Origin of the sequence: Methylobacterium sp. J-030, assembly GCF_022829545.1 — a bacterium.
GTDB lineage: Bacteria > Pseudomonadota > Alphaproteobacteria > Rhizobiales > Beijerinckiaceae > Methylobacterium.
The window spans coordinates 134396-152987 of record NZ_JAKSYM010000226.1; the positions used below are offsets into that span (position 1 = coordinate 134396).

17 protein-coding genes and 1 pseudogene are annotated in these 18592 nt (G+C 67.8%); 11 read left to right on the forward strand and 7 right to left on the reverse strand.

Translation table 11 applies throughout. The annotated features are described in order from the left end of the window. Positions 1 to 62: 62 nt before the first annotated feature. From MKK75_RS36105 to gltB, 4 genes are read right to left on the reverse strand one after another with little or no spacing between them, the layout of a single operon-like run. The gene (locus MKK75_RS36105; RefSeq protein WP_313901866.1) at positions 63 to 281 is read right to left on the reverse strand and encodes a hypothetical protein; all 219 of its coding nucleotides are present in this window, start codon (positions 279 to 281) and stop codon (positions 63 to 65) included. 48 nt (positions 282 to 329) lie between these two features. Then, positions 330 to 464 carry a PIN domain-containing protein gene (locus MKK75_RS36110; RefSeq protein WP_313901867.1) on the reverse strand — a complete coding sequence of 45 codons (135 nt, stop codon included), beginning with the start codon at positions 462 to 464 and terminating at the stop codon, positions 330 to 332. Next, positions 465 to 707 carry an AbrB/MazE/SpoVT family DNA-binding domain-containing protein gene (locus MKK75_RS16360; RefSeq protein WP_244043604.1) on the reverse strand — a complete coding sequence of 81 codons (243 nt, stop codon included), beginning with the start codon at positions 705 to 707 and terminating at the stop codon, positions 465 to 467. Positions 708 to 714: 7 nt separating this feature from the next. Further along, on the reverse strand, positions 715 to 5430 hold the full coding sequence (gltB, locus tag MKK75_RS16365) for a glutamate synthase large subunit (RefSeq protein WP_244043605.1): 4716 nt from the start codon (positions 5428 to 5430) through the stop codon (positions 715 to 717). Between the two features lie 546 nt (positions 5431 to 5976). Between gltB and MKK75_RS16370 the strand changes: the two genes are divergently transcribed. Beyond that, positions 5977 to 6864 carry a hypothetical protein gene (locus MKK75_RS16370; RefSeq protein ID WP_244043606.1) on the forward strand — a complete coding sequence of 296 codons (888 nt, stop codon included), beginning with the start codon at positions 5977 to 5979 and terminating at the stop codon, positions 6862 to 6864. A gap of 4 nt (positions 6865 to 6868) precedes the next feature. Here the strand turns inward: MKK75_RS16370 and fdhD are convergent, their stop codons facing one another. Further along, entirely contained in the window at positions 6869 to 7681 is an 813-nt protein-coding gene (gene fdhD / locus MKK75_RS16375; RefSeq protein WP_409567574.1) for a formate dehydrogenase accessory sulfurtransferase FdhD, read from the reverse strand. Positions 7682 to 7992: 311 nt separating this feature from the next. Between fdhD and coxB the strand changes: the two genes are divergently transcribed. From coxB to MKK75_RS16425, 10 genes and pseudogenes are all read left to right on the forward strand, one after another. Further along, positions 7993 to 8832: a cytochrome c oxidase subunit II gene (gene coxB / locus MKK75_RS16380; RefSeq protein ID WP_244043607.1), complete on the forward strand. Its 840-nt coding sequence runs from the start codon at positions 7993 to 7995 to the stop codon at positions 8830 to 8832. Between the two features lie 47 nt (positions 8833 to 8879). Beyond that, positions 8880 to 10508, forward strand: coding sequence for a cytochrome c oxidase subunit I (gene ctaD / locus MKK75_RS16385; RefSeq protein ID WP_244043608.1), 1629 nt, complete (start codon positions 8880 to 8882; stop codon positions 10506 to 10508). Between the two features lie 228 nt (positions 10509 to 10736). Then, positions 10737 to 11687 (forward strand): heme o synthase, encoded by a 951-nt coding sequence (locus MKK75_RS16390; protein ID WP_244043609.1) that lies wholly within the window; start codon positions 10737 to 10739, stop codon positions 11685 to 11687. 5 nt (positions 11688 to 11692) lie between these two features. After that, entirely contained in the window at positions 11693 to 11857 is a 165-nt protein-coding gene (locus MKK75_RS16395) for a hypothetical protein (RefSeq protein WP_244043610.1), read from the forward strand. A 10-nt stretch (positions 11858 to 11867) separates the two neighbouring features. Further along, positions 11868 to 12479: a cytochrome c oxidase assembly protein gene (locus tag MKK75_RS16400; protein ID WP_244043611.1), complete on the forward strand. Its 612-nt coding sequence runs from the start codon at positions 11868 to 11870 to the stop codon at positions 12477 to 12479. Positions 12480 to 12625: 146 nt separating this feature from the next. Beyond that, positions 12626 to 13486 carry a cytochrome c oxidase subunit 3 gene (locus MKK75_RS16405; protein WP_244043612.1) on the forward strand — a complete coding sequence of 287 codons (861 nt, stop codon included), beginning with the start codon at positions 12626 to 12628 and terminating at the stop codon, positions 13484 to 13486. A 146-nt stretch (positions 13487 to 13632) separates the two neighbouring features. Continuing rightward, positions 13633 to 14007 (forward strand): DUF983 domain-containing protein, encoded by a 375-nt coding sequence (locus MKK75_RS16410; RefSeq protein WP_244043613.1) that lies wholly within the window; start codon positions 13633 to 13635, stop codon positions 14005 to 14007. Next, on the forward strand, positions 14004 to 14765 hold the full coding sequence (locus tag MKK75_RS16415; RefSeq protein WP_244043614.1) for an SURF1 family protein: 762 nt from the start codon (positions 14004 to 14006) through the stop codon (positions 14763 to 14765). The genes MKK75_RS16410 and MKK75_RS16415 overlap by 4 nt, the downstream gene beginning before the upstream one ends. Positions 14766 to 14976: 211 nt before the next feature. Beyond that, positions 14977 to 16092, forward strand: a complete 1116-nt coding sequence (gene sfnG / locus MKK75_RS16420) for a dimethylsulfone monooxygenase SfnG (RefSeq protein ID WP_244043615.1) — start codon at positions 14977 to 14979, stop codon at positions 16090 to 16092. Between the two features lie 33 nt (positions 16093 to 16125). Beyond that, a pseudogene (locus MKK75_RS16425) lies at positions 16126 to 17383 on the forward strand (SfnB family sulfur acquisition oxidoreductase). Here the strand turns inward: MKK75_RS16425 and MKK75_RS16430 are convergent. Then, a complete protein-coding gene (locus tag MKK75_RS16430; protein WP_244043616.1) occupies positions 17384 to 18271 on the reverse strand; it encodes a cation diffusion facilitator family transporter in 888 nt (295 codons plus the stop codon). Positions 18272 to 18368: 97 nt separating this feature from the next. Then, positions 18369 to 18563 (reverse strand): hypothetical protein, encoded by a 195-nt coding sequence (locus MKK75_RS16435; protein WP_409567576.1) that lies wholly within the window; start codon positions 18561 to 18563, stop codon positions 18369 to 18371. Positions 18564 to 18592 lie beyond the last annotated feature (29 nt).

Genomic DNA, 18592 nt, shown 5'->3' on the forward strand with positions numbered 1-18592 from the left:
ATCAGTCCAATCGCGCCACTTATCCCGCGCCGGAGGCTTGCCGCATGATCGAGAACGCCGGGTCAGGACCGGAGCCAGTTCTCGATCGACAGCGCGCTGATCCGCGCGAACTCCCTCGTGTTGTCCGTCATCAGAACGCTCCCGTCCGCGAGCGCCTGCGTAGCGATGAGCAGATCGTTGGAGCCGATCGGCGTTCCGGCCTGCTCAAGCCCGAAGCGCAGCTCCGCGTAGATCCTGTCGTGAGGCGACCGCCAAAGCGCGATCTCAAGGGCGCTTAACACCGTCTCGATCTGCAGCGAAAGTCGTGCCGATCCTCTCCGTACCGCACCCTAGCGAAGCTCGGCCGCGACGATGACGCTCGTATAAACATCCCCCTCCCCGACCTGCCGGATCCGCTCGGCCACCGATCCCCGCGGCGATCGGATCAGCGCCGAGAGGATGTTGGTGTCGAGCAGGTAGCGCACTCAAGTCCGCTCCGGCTCCGGGGCCGGATCCGCGATGTCGGGCCAAGCCTCGTCGAGATCATCCAACCGGTCCAGGACGGACAGGAGGGATGGGCCGGCGACCGGCTCGAGGATGAGCCGGGAACCATCCTGGCGCAGCATCGCCTCTTCGCCGCCGAGGATGAAGCCGGGCGGCAGATCGATGCGCTGACCGGCGTCCGTCTTGATCAGACGAATGCGCGCCGCCCGTTCGCCCATCTCCATCGGCTCCCTACTCCGCCGCCACCGGCATCCGCGCCATCTCCATCTCGCGCAGCGCCCGGCGGTACTCCACCGGCATCACCTTGACGAACTTGGTGCGGAAGCTCGCCCAATCGTCGAGGATGCGCTTGGCCCGCGGGCTGCCCGTGTACTTCAGATGGTTGGTGATGAGCTGGCTAAGACGTTCCTCGTCGTGACCGGACATGTCGGCCAGGATGTCGACCCGGCCCTTCGTTTCCAGGTCGCCGTCCTGGTGGAAGCGGCGCATCAGGTCGTCCTCCTCCTCGACGGGTTCCAGATCGACCATCGACAGGTTGCAGCGCGCCGAGAACGACCCGTCCTCGTCGAGCACGTAGGCGATGCCGCCTGACATGCCGGCCGCGAAGTTGCGCCCGGTCTCGCCGATCGACACGACCACGCCGCCGGTCATGTACTCGCAGCCATGATCGCCCATGCCCTCGACCACCGTGATGGCACCGGAATTCCGCACCGCGAAGCGCTCGCCTGCGGACCCACGGATGTAGCACTCGCCCGCGATCGCCCCGTACAGCACCGTGTTGCCGACCATGATGGTCCGGTCCGGAGGCGACTTCAGCGCGTCGCTCGGGCGGATGATCAGCTTGCCGCCCGACAGGCCCTTGCCGACGTAATCGTTGCCGTGGCCGGTGAGTTCGAGCGTAACGCCGGCCGCCACCCAGGCGCCGAAGCTCTGGCCGGCGGTGCCGGCGAGCTTCACCACGATCGTGTCGTCGGGCAGTCCCTCATGGCCGTGCGCTTTCGCCACCATGCCGGACAGCATCGCCCCGGCGGCGCGATCCGAGTTCCGGATCGTCTCGCTGATCACCACCGGCTCGCCGGTCTCGATCGCGTGCTGCGCCTTCTCGATCAGCCACCGGTCGAGGACCGTGTCGATCGGGTGATGCTGCACGTCCACGTGGCGGATCGCCGTGCCCTCGGCCACCTTCGGCCGGTGGAACAGCTTGGTGAAGTCGAGCCCGCGCGCCTTCCAGTGGGCGATGGCCTCGACCTTGTCGAGCACGTCGGAGCGGCCGACCGCCTCCTCCAGCTTCGTGAAGCCCAGCGAGGCCAGGATCTCCCGCACCTCCTCGGCCACGAAGAAGAAGTAGTTCACCACGTGCTCGGGCGTGCCCTTGAAGCGCTTGCGCAGCACCGGGTCCTGCGTGGCGACGCCGACCGGGCAGGTGTTCAGGTGGCACTTGCGCATCATGATGCAGCCGGCCGCGATCAGCGGGGCCGTCGAGAAGCCCATCTGATCGGCGCCGAGCAGCGCCGCGATGATCACGTCCCGCCCCGTGCGGATGCCGCCATCCGCCTGGAGGGCGACGCGGCCGCGCAGGTTGTTGAGCACCAGCGTCTGCTGGGTCTCGGCCAGACCCGTCTCCCAGGGCCCGCCCGCGTGCTTGAGCGAGGTCAGCGGCGCTGCCCCGGTGCCGCCGTCATACCCGGAGATGGTGATGTGGTCGGCCCGCGCCTTGGCGACGCCCGCCGCCACCGTGCCGACGCCGACCTCGGAGACGAGCTTCACCGAGACGTCCGCCGCCGGGTTCACGTTCTTCAGGTCGAAGATCAGCTGAGCCAGATCCTCGATCGAGTAGATGTCGTGGTGCGGCGGCGGCGAGATCAAGCCGACGCCCGGTGTGGCGTAGCGGACCTTGGCGATCTTGGCATCGACCTTGTGGCCGGGCAGCTGGCCGCCCTCGCCGGGCTTGGCACCCTGCGCGACCTTGATCTGCATCATGTCGGAATTGACGAGGTATTCCGTCGTGACGCCGAACCGGCCGGAGGCGACCTGCTTGATCGCGGACCGGCGCGAGCGCCCGTCCGGCAGGGGCTTGAACCGCTCGACCTCCTCGCCGCCCTCGCCCGAGTTCGAGCGGCCGCCGAAGGAATTGAGCGCGATGGCGAGCGTCTCATGCGCCTCCTTGGAGATGGAGCCGTACGACATGGCGCCGGTGGCGAAGCGCTTGACGATCTCTGAGGCCGGCTCGACCGCCTCCAGCGGCACGGGCTCACGCCCGATCTCGGACGCCGACTTGAGGCGGAACAGCCCGCGCAGGGTCTTGAGCTGGTTCTCCTGCCGGTTCACGAGCTGCGCGTATTCCCGGTAGCGCTCGGGCACGTTGAGACGCACCGCGTGCTGGAGCGTCGCCACCGTGTCGGGCGTCCAGGTGTGGGTCTCGCCGCGCAACCGGTAGGCGTATTCGCCGCCGACATCGAGGGCGTTCCGGTAGACCGGGGCGTCGCCGAAGGCGTCGCGATGACGGCGCACCGTTTCCTCGGCGACCTCGGCCATGCCGACGCCCTCGATGGTGGTGGCCGTGCCGAAGAAGTCGCGGCCCACGAAGGTCGAGTTCAGGCCGACCGCGTCGAAGATCTGCGCGCCGCAATAGGACTGGTAGGTCGAGATGCCCATCTTGGACATCACCTTCAGCAGGCCCTTATCGATCGCCTTGATGTAGCGGAAGATGATCTCGTCGTCGGTGAGATCCGGCGGGAACTCGTCCTTCATCTCCAGAAGAGTTTCGAAGGCGAGGTACGGGTTGATCGCCTCGGCGCCGTAGCCCGCCAGGCACGCGAAGTGGTGTACCTCGCGCGGCTCGCCCGATTCGACCACGAGGCCGACCGAGGTCCGCAAGCCCTTGCGGATCAGGTAGTTGTGCACCGAGGCCGTCGCGAGCAAAGCCGGGATCGGAATCCGGTCCGGCCCGACAGCCCGGTCGGTCAGCACGATGATGTTGTAGCCGCCACGCACCGCCGCCTCGGCCCGGTCGCAGAGCCGGTCGAGCGCCCCGTCCATGGCCTGCGCGCCCATCTCGGCCGGGTAGGTCATGTCGAGGGTCTTGGTATCGAACCGGTCCTCGAAATGGCCGATCGAGCGGATCTTCTCCAGGTCGCCGTTGGTCAGGATCGGCTGGCGGACCTCCAGGCGCTTGCGCCGGGACGCGCCCTCCATGTCGAGCAGGTTCGGCCGCGGCCCGATGAACGAGACGAGGCTCATCACGGCCTCCTCGCGGATCGGGTCGATCGGCGGGTTCGTCACCTGCGCGAAGTTCTGCTTGAAGTAGGTGTAGAGCAGCTTCGACTTCTCGGAGAGGGCCGAGAGCGGGGTGTCCGTGCCCATGGAGCCGACGGCCTCCTGGCCGGTCACCGCCATGGGCGCCATCAGGAGCTTCAGATCCTCCTGGGTGTAGCCGAAGGCCTGCTGGCGATCGAGCAGGCCGACATCGCCGCGGGATTCGCGCGGCTGCACTGGGCGCAAATCCTCCAGCACGATTTGGGTGTTCTTGACCCAGTCGGCGTAGGGATGCGCGGCGGCGAGCTCGCCCTTGATCTCCTCGTCCGAGACGATGCGGCCCTTTTGCAGATCGATCAGCAGCATCCGGCCCGGCTGGAGGCGCCAGGATTGGACGATCTTCTCGTCCGGGATCGGCAGGGTGCCCATCTCGGAGGCGAGCACCACGAGGCCGTCATCGGTGACGATGTAGCGGGCCGGACGCAGGCCGTTGCGATCCAGGGTCGCGCCGATCTGGCGGCCGTCGGTGAAGGCTACGGCGGCGGGCCCGTCCCACGGCTCCATCAGGGCGGCGTGGTACTCATAGAAGGCGCGCCGCTCCTCGCTCATGAGCGGGTTGCCGGCCCAGGCCTCCGGGATGAGCATCATCATCGCGTGGGCGAGCGGGTAGCCGCCCTGCACGAGGAATTCGAGCGCGTTGTCGAAGCAGGCGGTGTCGGACTGCCCCTCGTACGAGATCGGCCAGAGCTTTGAGATGTCGTTGCCGAACAGATCCGAATCGACGCTCGCCTGACGCGCCGCCATCCAGTTCACGTTGCCGCGCAGCGTGTTGATCTCGCCGTTATGGGCGACCATCCGGTACGGGTGCGACAGGCGCCAGGTCGGGAAGGTATTGGTGGCGAAGCGCTGGTGCACGAGGGCGATCGCCGAGACGAAGCGCTCGTCCTTCAGGTCGAGGAAGTAGTTTCCGAGCTGGGTGACCAGCACCATGCCCTTGTAGACGATGGTCCGGCTCGACACCGAGACGGGATAGAACGCCTTCACCCGCGGGTCGTCGAGGGCGTAGACCTTGTTCGAGATTCCCTTGCGGGCGACGTAGACGCGGCGCTCGAAGGTGTCCTGATCGGTCACCGAGGCGGGGCGGCCGATGAAGACCTGCCGATGGTGCGGCTCGGTCGCCTTCACGGCCAGCCCGAGATCCTCCGGATCGACCGGCACGTCGCGCCAGCCGAGCAGGGGCAAGCCCTCGGCGGCGAGGACCGATTCGACGATCTCCTGGATGATCGCCCGGGGCTCCTCAGCCTTGGGCATGAACAGCTGGGCGATCGCGTAGGCGCCGGCCGGCGGCAGTTCGAAGCCCAGCCGCGAGCATTCCTCGGCGAAGAAGCCGTGCGGGATCTGCGTGAGGATGCCGCAGCCGTCGCCCATCTTGGGATCGGCCCCGACGGCGCCCCGGTGGTCGAGATTCTCGAGGATCTTCAGACCCTGCTGGACGATGGCATGGGTGCGGCGATCGTGCATGTCGGCGATGAAGCCGACACCGCAGGCATCCCGTTCACGGGCCGGATCATAGGCACCCTGCTGGTTCGGCAGAGCCGGATCACGGACGACGAGCGGCATAGCGCCACCGCGGGGCGCGGCAGCCTGGAGCGTGGAAGCGGCAAACGCGTCGGCGGGTCTGCGCTGTGACATGCTTCGATTCGTCCTTCCCTCGACACCGTCCGCTCATGAGCGCCCCGCTCATGAGCTTCGCGAGCATGTTTCGTGCCCGCAGACCGTCGGCGCCAGTGACTCCGACCTCATGTCGCAGGCCATCCGGCCGGTCCTGAGGGACACGTCCACCGGCTTGCGTTCATCGAGGACCCGGACCGCTCGGGGAGCGGCGCACTGGCGCGCCCGTATCCGTCTGCCGAATGCCGCGCCCGCGCGCGAGACGGCGACGGCCGGTGCACGGCCGATGGGACAGTTGTGCTGTCCTATGTCGCGAAATTGCCAGATTGAAATGCTTTCAGCAAGTGACGGGTGCCGAGCGCCGAAGCGTGCCTTCGGTCGCCCGTCGATTTATCGCGGTGAGCCTCCGCAATCTTGCCAGATTCGGGCGGTCTACCCCAGGGGCCGAGCACAAGCGGCATGCGGGGCAACGACCCTGCCGGCATGGTCGAGGTCCGGGTTTCACCGGCCCGGACCATGCTGGAACCGGATACTCTGCCGGGTCTCCAATGGGAACGGACAAGAGTGATGATCACCATCAGGACGGCTGCGCGCCTTCGGACGACGACGACCCGGACCCTCTGCGCCGCGCTCCTGTCCGGCGGCGCCCTGATGGGGCTTTGCCGGGGCGCAAGCGCGCAATTCGCCTTCGAGGAAGAGGTCGTGCCACCGCGCGTCGTGGCATGGCGCCTCGCCGACCAGGGCTTCACCGGCCTGAGCCGTCCGCGCTTCAACGGGCGTGTCTACGTGGTCGAGGCCGTGAGCCCGGCGGGCATGCCGATGCGGCTTTTCGTCGATCCGGGATCCGGTGGGATCGTGGGTCGCCAGCGGCTCGGCGGACCCGATACCTATGCCCGGCTGGAGCGGCCCGCCCCCGGCTTCGGCTGGACCGAGGAGGATGCCGGACCGCGGCGCATCGTTCGGCCCGTCCCCACCGAGGAGGCTCCGGCCTTGCGGCTCGATCGGCGTCCGGCCAGCACGTCCGCGCGGCCTGAGACCAATCCTGACGCCGTCAATCCCGATCATGTCGGCAGGAGCACCCCGCCGCGGAAGGTTGCGCGCACCGCTCCGGTGCGAAACCCGGACTTGCGCGCGTCGCATCGGACCTCTCCTGAGGCACCCGCCCCGAAGATCGTTCCGGCCGAGACCGCCACGACCGAGTCGAAGACCGGTCCGGCGCCTGAAACCAAGTCGGCTGCGATCGACAAGTCCGCGGCGATCGAGAAGGCTCCCTCCGCCAGCCCTGCCCAGCGTCCGGACGAGGCGGCCAAGCCGTCAGTCCCCGCCGTCGCCGATGCGGCCAAGTCCACGGCCAAGGAGTGGAAGGATCCGCCGGCCGACAGGAAGCCCGTTCGGGTGATCGGCGGCGCGACCATCGTTCCCGGCCCCTCGGAGAAGGAGCCGGCGGCGCAGTAATACGCTACGCCGCCACGAGCCGTTCCGCGCCGGTGAACACCGTGACCGAATCGGCGCGGGCGATGGCGCAGAGCGTGATCCCGTGCACCCGGGCGCGGTCGAGCGCCAGGGAAGTCGGCGCCGAGATCGCCACGATCACGGCGGCGCCGAGTCGTGCGGCCTTCTCCACCATCTCGAACGAGCAGCGGCTGGTGATCACCAGAAAACCCTGATCGGCCGCAGTTCCGGCGCGCATCAAACCACCGATCAGCTTGTCGAGGGCGTTGTGGCGGCCGACATCCTCTCGCACGGCCACGAGCGCACCGTCGAGCGCAGCCCAGGCCGCGGCATGGACCGCTCGGGTCTCGGCCCCGAGGCGCTGCGCGGCGTCGAGACCGGCGAGCGAACGGGCGATCGCCGGCAGCGACACCCGCAGATCCGAAACCGCGCCCATCTCGGCCCGCGGCAGTTCCGCCAGATCCTCGATACCGCAGACGCCGCATCCGGTGCGCCCGCTGATTGCGCGCTTGCGGGCCAGATGCTCGCGCAGCCGCCCCGGGGCGAGCTCGACATGGAGCCGCACGCCGTCCGGCCCAGCCTCGACCCGCGTCTCGCGGATCTCTTCGGCCCCCTCGACGATCCCCTCGGTGAGGCTGAAGCCGTACGCGAAATCTTCCAAATCGGCCGGCGTCGCCATCATCACCGCGTGCGGCACGCTGCCGTAGACGAGATTGATCGGAGTCTCGACCGCGAGCGCGCGTTCACCGAACCGCGCCGCGTCGCCCGTATAGGTCACGATCCGCATCGGCGCGCTCACCGAGCAGGGTGGCAGCGCCATGATATGAGGCCTGGCCTCCGTCGACATGCAGCCCTCCGATCGCGAGGCCCCTACGTATCGATTGCCGCGCGCGAGGCAAAGCTGCGGCGGCAAACCAGCGAAAGACCACGTTTGGGCAACGCACAAACTGCCGGAAAGCGCGCGATGCGACGCTTGTGCGGTTGCACCCTGGCGGTCCTTGTGGTCTGAAGCCCCGGTCGGATAATGCCGGGTGACACAACCGGTACTCCGTCAAGTCGGTATAATCTCGCCCTTCGCGTGAGTGAGGCGGTCCGGCGGGAGCCACAGATCAGGGGAGCCACGAGAGGCAGATGCGGACGGTGCGGACGATCAACCGGTCACTCTGGAGCCTCGCCACCTTCGGCGCCCTGCTCTTCCCGACAGTGAACGCCCAGGCAGCCGGCTTCGGCCAGCCTGTGCCGTGGGAGATGAGCCGCCAGATCCCGGTCACCGAGAACGCCCGGGACATCCTGAGCTTCGAGATCGGCCTGCACTGGTTGTCGGTGGCCATCTCGGTCTTCGTGCTCGGCCTGATCCTGTGGTGCATTTTCCGCTTCGGCGAGAAGCGAAACCCCACGCCGTCGCGCACCACCCACAACACCGCCATCGAGATCGCCTGGACGATCGTACCGGTTCTGATCCTGGTCGCGGTGGCGATCCCGTCGTTCCGCCTGCTGCGCACGCAGCTCTCGGATCCGAAGGCCGACATGATCGTGAAGGTCATCGGCCACGCGTGGTACTGGTCCTACGAGTACCCGCAGACCGAGGCCGGCGGCGGCTTCACGTTCGATGCCAATATCGACGAAGATAAGCAGCCCCGCCTGCTCCAGACCGACAACGAGATGGTCGTTCCGGTCGGCAAGATCGTGAAGATCCAGGTCACCGCCGCGGACGTGCTGCATTCCTGGGCGATGCCGTCCTTCGGCTTCAAGATCGACGCCGTGCCGGGCCGCCTGAACCAGATGTGGTTCAAGGCCGACAAGGAGGGCACCTTCCACGGCCAGTGTTCCGAGCTGTGCGGCCAGCGGCACGCCTACATGCCGATCGTGGTCCGCGTGGTCAGCGAGCAGGCCTACGCCGACTGGCTGAAGGAGGCGAAGACCAAGTACGCCCGCATCGATAACGGCACGAGCTTCGCCGAGGCGCGCTGAGCCCCGGTCGACCCCGAACCCATCCGATTCACAAGGCACCCGTATCCATGGCTACAGCCGCAGCCCATGCCGACGCCCACGAGGTCCACGACCACAAGCCCTCGTTCTTCGCCCGGTGGTTCCTCTCGACGAACCACAAGGACATCGGCACCCTCTATCTGCTCTTCGCGTTCTGCGCCGGCATGATCGGCGCGTTCCTCTCCTTCGGCATCCGGATGGAGATGGAGCAGCCTGGCCTGCAGTACTTCTCGAACCCCGCGACCTACAACGTGTTCGTCACGGGCCACGGCCTCATCATGGTGTTCTTCATGGTGATGCCGGCGCTGATCGGCGGCTTCGGCAACTGGTTCGTGCCCCTCATGATCGGCGCGCCCGACATGGCGTTCCCGCGCATGAACAACATCTCGTTCTGGCTGACGGTGGCGGGCTTCTGCTCCCTCCTGTGCTCGCTGTTCGTCGAGGGCGCGCCCGGCGCGTCCGGCGCCGGCACCGGCTGGACCGTCTACCCGCCGCTCTCGACCGCCGGCCATCCCGGCCCCGCCGTCGATTTCGCGATCTTCGCCCTGCACCTCTCGGGCGCCGGCTCGATCCTCGGCGCGATCAACTTCATCACCACCATCCTGAACATGCGCGCCCCGGGCATGACGCTGCACAAGATGCCGCTGTTCGCCTGGGCCGAGCTGGTGACCGCGTTCCTGCTGCTGCTCTCGCTGCCGGTTCTGGCGGGCGCCATCACGATGCTGCTGACCGACCGCAACTTCGGCACGACCTTCTTCGATCCGGCCGGCGGCGGTGATCCGATCCTGTACCAGCACCTGTTCTGGTTCTTCGGTCACCCCGAAGTCTACATCATGATCCTGCCGGCCTTCGGCATCGTGTCGCACATCATCTCGACGTTCTCGCGCAAGCCCGTGTTCGGCTACCTTGCGATGGCCTACGCCATGGTGGCGATCGGCGTGGTCGGCTTCGTCGTGTGGGCGCACCACATGTACACGGTCGGCCTGTCGCTCCAGACGCAGTCCTACTTCGTGTTCGCCACGATGGTGATCGCGGTCCCGACCGGCGTGAAGATCTTCTCGTGGATCGCCACAATGTGGGGCGGCTCCATCCGCTTCACCGCGGCGATGCACTGGGCGGTGGGCTTCATCTTCCTGTTCACCGTCGGCGGCGTGACCGGCGTCGTGCTGGCGAACTCCGCGGTCGATAAGTATCTGCACGATACCTACTACGTCGTCGCGCACTTCCACTACGTGCTGTCGCTCGGCGCAGTGTTCGTCATCTTCGCCGGCGTCTACTACTGGTTCCCGAAGATGACCGGTCACGTCATCCCGGAATGGGCCGGCAAGCTGCACTTCTGGCTGGCCTTCATCGGCGCGAACGTCCTGTTCTTCCCGATGCACTTCCTCGGGCTCGCCGGGATGCCGCGACGCTACGCCGACTATCCGGACGCCTTCGCGGGCTGGCACAAGGTCTCGACTTATGGCGGCCACATCTTCGGCCTGGGGATGTTCGTGTTCGTGATCGGCGTGGTCCTGGCCTTCCGCTCGAAGGAGCGGGCTGCCGACAACCCGTGGGGCGAAGGCGCCACCACCCTCGAGTGGACGCTCCCCTCCCCGCCGCCGTTCCACCAGTTCGAGACGCTGCCCCACATCGTCGACGAGCCGGGCGCGCACTGATAGACACCCGGCGAGGGCCGCATCAGCGGCCCTCGCCCTTCCCCGGAGGCCGGTTTTCCGACCTCCCGGCAAGGGCGAGGCTCGAGGTCGAGCGTCGAGGGCGATCCGCACGGGCCGAGGGATGCATCCTGGGCCCCGCTCACGCCGTCCCTTTGAACACGTCGAATTCGAGACACGACTCGGCCGTGACGTGCGCGGCCGGGCGCCGGCACAGCAGCGGCAGACGCGATGACGAGCCTGACGACCAGCATCGGACACAACGCCCCGGCCCCCGCCCTCTCGGCGGCCGGTGGGGACGTCCCGGACTATTTCGCGCTCCTCAAGCCGCGGGTGATGGTCCTCGTGATCTTCACCGCTCTTGTTGGGATGGTGGTCTCGCAGGGCCACGTTCAGCCCATGATCGGCGCCATCTCGCTGCTCGCCATCGCGGTGGGTGCCGGGGCCTCCGGCTGCCTCAACATGTGGTGGGATGCCGACATCGACGCCGTGATGAGCCGCACGGCGACGCGGCCGATCCCGTCCGGCCGGATCACCTCCGAGGAAGCGCTGGGCTTCGGCCTGTTCCTCTCGGTGGCCTCCGTGGTCGTGTTGGGCCTCGCCGCCAACCTGCTGGCCGCGGCGCTGCTCGCCTTCACCATCGTGTTCTACGCGGTGGTCTACTCGATGTGGCTGAAGCGGGCGACCGCCCAGAACATCGTGATCGGCGGCGCCGCCGGCGCCCTGCCACCGGTGATCGGCCAGGCCGTGGTCACCGGCTCGGTCGGGATCGAGTCGCTGATCCTGTTCGCCATCATCTTCATCTGGACCCCGCCGCATTTCTGGGCGCTGGCCCTGATCAAGGCCGACGAATATGCCCGCGCCGGCATCCCGATGATGCCGAACGTCGCCGGCCCCGCGTCCACCCGCCGCCAGATCGTCTGGTACTCCCTGCTGCTCGCGCCCCTCGGGCTCGCGCCCGTCGCGCTGGGCTTCGGCGGCCTGGTCTACGCGGTGATCGGCCTGGTCGGTGGCGTCGGGATGGTGGCCTTCAGCATCCGCGTCCTGCGCAACCGCGAGGGCGAGGCCGAGCGGCGCGCCGCGCTCGGCATGTTCGGCTTCTCGATCCTCTACCTGTTCGCTCTGTTCTCCGCGCTGCTGGCCGAGCAGAGTTTTGGCCTGTTCAGGCCGGTCCTGGGCTGAGCGCCATGCAGGATCCCGAGATCCAGTACCGTCCGCTGACGCCCGAGGAGGAGAGGCGTCGCCGGAAGCGCTCGATCGCCATTGCCCTGGCGCTCGGGGCCTGGGTCCTGCTGTTCTTCGTGCTGACGATCGTCAAGCTCGGACCGCAGATCCTCAGCCGGCCGTTGTAAGGAGACCCTCATGGCCGCACCGCAACCGAATCCGGGCCGCGGCGCCAACCGCACGGCGCTGGCCTGCGCCGGCCTTGCGGTCGGCATGGTGGGCCTCGCCTTCGCCTCGGTCCCGCTCTACGACGCCTTCTGCAAGGCGACGGGCTACGACGGCACGCCGCGCCAGGGCCCGGCGCTCGCCGCCTCCGCGGCCCGGGCCGACGACAGCATGGTGGTCCATTTCGACACCAACGTCGCGCCGGGCCTGTCCTGGAAGTTCGCTCCCGAGACGAACAGCGTCGAGGCCAAGCTCGGCGAGACCAAGACCGTCTTTTTCCGGATACAGAACACCGGGACGAAGCCGTCCTCGGCTGTCGCGACGTTTAACGTCCAGCCCGGCCTGATGGGCGGCTACTTCGTGAAGATCGCCTGCTTCTGCTTCAACGAGCAGACGCTCCAGCCCGGCGAGACCCTCGACGTGCCGGTGGTGTTCTACGTCGATCCGGCCGTGCGCGACGATTCGAACACGGCGCATTTCACCGAGATGACGCTGTCCTACACCTACTTCGCGGCCAAGAACGGCCAGCCGGTTACCGCCGCGGTAGCCAATTCGGCCGCCACCGGGGCGAAGCGGGATTTCTGATCGCGGGCGCGTGACAACACGGGGCCGCAGCGACTAAACGTGCAGACAAGCTTGGGCGTGGTTCGTGCCGCGCCCGGCCAAGAGCGAGCAGCGTCAGGCCGGATGCCGGGAACGGCACAGGGCGGCGGGTGAGGAGCGACGGGACGATGGCCGAGGCGCACGCCAAGAATCACGACTTTCACATCCTGAACCCGAGTCCGTGGCCGCTGATCGGCGCCTTCTCGGGCTTCCTGATGGCGTTCGGCGCCGTCTTCTGGATGAAGAGCTTGCAGATCGGCACCCTGACGCCGGGCCCCTACATCTTCGGCACCGGGGCGATCGGCGTCCTCTACACCATGTTCTCGTGGTGGAAGGACGTGGCGCACGAGGCCAATTCCGGCGATCACACCCGGGTCGTCCAGCTCCATCACCGCTACGGCATGATGATGTTCATCGCCTCCGAGGTGATGTTCTTCGTCGCGTGGTTCTGGGCTTATTTCGAGGCTGCGCTCTACACCGCCGACCCGATCCAGGTGTCGCGCGTGGAGTTCACCGGCGGCGTCTGGCCGCCGAAGGGGATCGAGGCCTTCGACCCCTGGCACCTGCCGCTCCTCAACACCCTGATCCTGCTGACCTCGGGCACCACCGTCACCTGGGCGCATCACGCGCTGCTGGAGGGTGACCGCAAGGGCCTGAAGTACGGGCTGTGGCTGACCATCGTCCTCGGCGTTCTGTTCACCGCCTGCCAAGCCTACGAGTACAGCCACGCCGAGTTCGGCTTCGCGGGCAGCATCTACTCGTCGACCTTCTTCATGGCGACGGGCTTCCACGGCGCCCACGTGATCATCGGCACGATCTTCCTGGCCGTGTGCCTGTTCCGCGCCTATGCCGGTCAGTTCACCGTGAAACAACACCTCGGCTTCGAGTTCGCCGCCTGGTACTGGCACTTCGTCGACGTCGTGTGGCTGTTCCTGTTCGCCGCCATCTACGTGTGGGGCTCGGGCGTCTTCCACAGCGCCGCGCACTGAGGCTCATCCCGCCGTTGCATGGCGGACCTGCGAAGGGCGGCTCTGGCCGCCCTTTTTCGTCTCGGGACCTGGCGAATCCCCATATCGCGGTGGACGATCCAGGCGCGGCACCGTCGCCGTCCTCCGGATCGGACTGGAGTCTGCCCGTGGATCAACGCACCTACTCGCCGCCGCCGCCGATCCCCACGGGGCTGCGCGGTCGCTGCCCGCGCTGCGGCGAGGGCCACCTGTTCAAGGGGTATCTGGCCCTGCGCCCGTCCTGCGAGGCCTGCCAGCTCGATTACACACATTTCGATGCGGCCGATGGGCCGGCCTTCTTCGTCATGTCGATTGTCGGCCTGATCGTCGTCGGCATCGCCCTGTGGCTCGAGGTCACCTACGAGCCGCCGATCTGGGTCCACGCCCTCGTGGCCATCTCGCTCTCGGTCGGCCTGAGCCTGATCCTCGTCCGGCCGCTGAAGGGCCTGCTGATCGCCTTGCAGTACAGCAACAAGGCCGAGGAAGGGCGCCTCAAGCTGTGAGCACGGCGGCGGCCAGGGGCGCATGGCGCGATCTCGTCGCGCCGGGACTCGCCGCGCTGATCGCGTTGGCGATCCTGCTCGGTCTCGGAACCTGGCAGATCGAGCGCCGGGCCTGGAAGGAGGATCTGATCGCCCGCCTCCTCCGCCAGACCAAGGCGGAGCCGGTAGCGCCGCCGAAGGCCGCGGATTGGGTTCCCGACCGGGACGAGTTCCGGCACGTGCGCGTCTCCGGCCGCTTCCTCAATGACAAGGAAACCCTCGTGCACGGGCTCGCCCCGGGCGAGACGCCGGGCCGGGCGCTGCAGGGCTACTACGTGCTGACGCCCCTGGTGCGCGACGACGGCGGGATCGTTCTGATCAACCGCGGCTTCGTTCCCACCGAACTCAAGGCCCAGGCCGACAGGCGCGACGGTCTGATCGAGGGGCCCACCACGGTCACCGGCATCCTGCGCGCCAGCGAGGCCCGCGGCCTGTTCGTGCCGGAGCCGGATCCGGCGCGCGGCGAGTGGTTCAACCGGGACATCGCCGGCATCGCCAGCGCCCGTGGCGTCTCGGACGTCGCGCCTTATCTCATCGAGGCCGACGCGGTCCCCGGCCAGACCTCGTGGCCCCGGGGCGGTCAATTGCGGATCGACCTGCCCAACAACCACCTGCAATACGCATTCACGTGGTTTGGCCTCGCCGGCTGCCTCATCGCGGTCTTCTCCGTGTTCGCGTGGCGCCGCCTGCACGAAACGGACACGGCCCACGCGGCATAGCACAAATCCGCTCCGATGAGGCCTGCGCGAAGAATGTCCTCGCCGGAGCGTCGTTAAAAAAAGTAACGCGTTCCTTTGACCCGCGACGTGTCCCTGAGAATACTTTCGGACGTCTTAAGCGATCGGCCGCTATCTGAATCACGTATTCAGTTTGCGGCGATCGACCGAAGAGGATGCGGCGCAGGGCGCCGCACGGTCCGGGGAACGCCATATGTCTAGCCATCACGTCGCACAAATCGAGCAAGAGCCGATCCGCTTCGCCTACTGGGTCCCTAACGTCTCGGGCGGCCTGGTGATCAGCAAGATCCCGCAGAGGACGAGTTGGGATGCCGCGTACAATCGCACGCTGGCGCAGATCGCCGAGGCGGCGGGTTTCGACTACGCGCTGACGCAAATTCGTTTCACGGCCGGCTACGGCGCCGAATATCAGCACGAATCGGTGGCGTTCAGCCATGCCCTGCTGGCCGCCACCACCAGGCTCAAGGTCATCGCCGCGATCCTGCCCGGCCCCTGGAACCCGACACTCGCCGCGAAGCAGATCGCCACGATCGCGCAGCTCACGGAGAACCGCGTTGCGGTCAATATCGTGTCGGGCTGGTTCTCGGGCGAGTTCCGGGCCATCGGCGAGCCGTGGCTCGACCACGACGAGCGCTACCGCCGCTCGGAGGAATTCATCCGCAGCCTGCGGGGAATCTGGACCCAGGACAATTTCACCTTCCGCGGCGATTTCTATCGCTACACCGATTACACGTTGAAGCCGAAGCCGGGTCAGCCGCTGCCGGAGATCTTCCAGGGCGGCTCGTCCCGAGCGGCGCGCGACATGGCGGCCCGGGTGTCCGACTGGTACTTCACCAACGGCAACACGCCCGACAACATCCGCGCCCAGGTCAACGATATCCGTGCCAAGGCGGCGCAGAGCGGCAACGCTCCGCGGATCGGCGTGAACGCCTTCGTCATCGCCCGCGATACCGAGGCGGAGGCCCGCGCCGTCCTTCAGGAGATCGTCGATCACGCCGACGCGGAGGCCGTGAAGGCCTTCGGCCACGAGGTGAAAAACGCCGGCAAGGCCTCACCGGAGGGCGAAGGCAACTGGGCGAAATCCACCTTCGAGGATCTCGTCCAGTACAATGACGGCTTCAGAAGCAACCTGATCGGCACGCCCGATCAGATCGCTGAGCGGATCCTGGATCTGAAAGATGCCGGCGCGGATCTGGCGCTGCTCGGCTTCCTGCACTTTCAGGAGGAGGTCGCGTATTTCGGCGCGCACGTGATCCCGCGGGTGCGTGCCCTGGAGGCCGCCCGCGCCCGCCGCGCCGAGGCAGCCTGACCGTCCCGTTCCCCTGTCCATCCGGAGTGCGCCATGAACATCGCCGTCAATGCACGGACTCTCGAACCGCAGGGCGACCGGGGCGTGCCCGGTCCGGAACGCCCACCGACCCAGGCCCATGTCATCGGAAGCGATACGGAGGCGCTCGACATCGCCCTCAGGCTCGCGGCGGAGTTCCGCGTCGGCGCCTCGGAGCGTGACCGCGACGCCGTGCGGCCGCTGGCCGAACTCGACACCTTTTCGCAGAGCGGCCTGTGGTCGATCAACGTCCCGCGGGCCTTCGGCGGGCCCGAAGTGTCCTACCGGACCCTGGCGCAAGTCGTCGCCATCATTGCGGCGGCCGACCCAGCCATCGCGCAGATCGCGCTAGAATCACCTCGGGATCGTCGCGGCGATCCGGACCGTGTCGGATGACGCGCAGAAGCGGCTGCTGTTCGGGGAGATCCTGCGCGGCACCCGATTCGGCAACGCCTTCTCGGAGCGCGGCACCAAGCAGGCCGCCGATTTCGAAACCCGCTTCACCGATGAGGGCGACCATGTCGTGGTGCGCGGGCAAAAATTCTACGCGACCGGTGCGCTCCTCGCCCACCTCGTACCGATCGTCGCCCTCGATGCCGAGGGGCGGCCTTGGTACGCCATCGCCGAGCGGGACGCGCCGGGCCTGACCGTCATCGACGACTGGTCGAGCTTCGGCCAGCGCGGCACCGCGAGCGGCACCGTGCTGATCGCGGATGTTCGGGTGCCCAGGTCGCATCTGGTCCCGGCCTGGAAGGGCTACGACGCGCCGACCGCCAATGGCGCCGTGTTCCAGATCATTCAGGCGGCTGTTGATGCCGGGATCGGCCGGGAGGCCCTGGACGATACGATCCGGTTCGTCCGCGAGAAGGCCCGGCCCTGGATCGACAGCGGGCTGGAGCGCGCCGCCGACGATCCCTACACGATCCAGGCGATCGGCGACCTGACCATCCGCCAGCACGCCGCGGAGGCGTTGCTCGACCGGGCGGGCCTTCTCGTCGACGAAGCCGTGGCTCGGCCGGACCCGGGGCGTGTCGCGGCTGCGCAACTCGCCGTGGCCGAGGCGAAGGTGCTGACCACCGAGGCCGCCCTGGCGGCGTCCAACAAGCTGTTCGAGCTGTCGGGGACGCGCTCCACCCTGGCGGCCGAGAATCTCGACCGGCACTGGCGCAACGCCCGAACCCACACGCTCCACGACCCGGTCCGTTGGAAATACGCCGTCATCGGCAACCACGCGCTGAACGGCGTCGACCCGCCGCTCCACGCCTGGAGCTGATCAGAGCACCGGTACGCCGCGGCCCTTGGCCAGTTCGCCGGGCTCGACATGGATCGTCACCACCGCCCCGGGAATGGTCGTCTCTAGGGCGCTTTCCAGCCGGTCGCAGATCGCGTGCGAATCCTCGACGCTCATGGCGCCGGGGACCACGAGGTGGAAATCGATGAAGGTGGCCTGCCCGGCCGCCCGGGTGCGCACGTCGTGGGCCTCCAGCGCCCCCTCGCCGTGCTCCGAGATCAGCAGCCGGATCTGGGCGACCATCTCGTGCGGCGCGGCACGGTCCATCAGTCCGTCGACGGATTCGCGCACCATCCGGAATCCGGACCAGAGGATGTTGAGCGCCACCAGCCCGGCCACGATCGGGTCGAGGACGGGATAGCCTGTCGCCAGCACGGCCCCGACCCCGACGAGGACGCCGCAGGACGTGACCACATCGGCGAAGACGTGCCGCGCATCGGCGATCAGGGCGGGCGAACGCCAACGCTGCCCCCAGCGCATCAGGGCCGCGGCCCAGGCCGCGTTGATGATGCCGGCCCCGGCGTTGATCGCTACGCCGATGGCCGGAGCGTCGAGGGACTTGGGCGCGAGCACCCCGTAAAACGATTCGCGCAGGATCATCAGCGCCGCCACGACGATCAGCGCGCCCTCGATCACCGCGGAGAAGAACTCGGCCTTGTGGTGTCCGTAGGGGTGGTCCTCGTCCGCGGGGCGCGCCGCCACGCGCAGGGCGACGAAGGCGCCGATGGCCGCCACCACGTTGATGATGCTCTCCAGGGCATCCGAATAGAGCGCAAGGCTGCCGGTGAGCCAAGCGGCGTAGAACTTCAGGGCCGTGACGGCGAGGCCGATGCCCGCGCTGAAAAGGGCGGCTTTCTGGGTGCGGTCCATGGTCGGCGCCGAAGGAGGGTCGGCGCGGCCATACGGCATGACCCTCGGCCCAGGCCACGGCAAAGGTTCGACGCTTCCGAAAAGGTCTTAGCCTCGGCTAAGTCTCGACCGATCCGGACTCGGTCCCGCGGGCTGCCTCACGCTGGCGGCTCGTGGCAGCCCTGGCGCGGGCCGCCTCGGCCTTGCGAAGAAGCCGCCGCCGCTGCCACGCGAAGGATGTCGCCGAAGCTAGGGCTTCCAGGCGCGCGGCCTCGCGCTCCCAGTAGCCGAGCAGTTGACCGTCCAGGGTCACGCGACGGGGGCGGCCGGGCGTCGCCACGG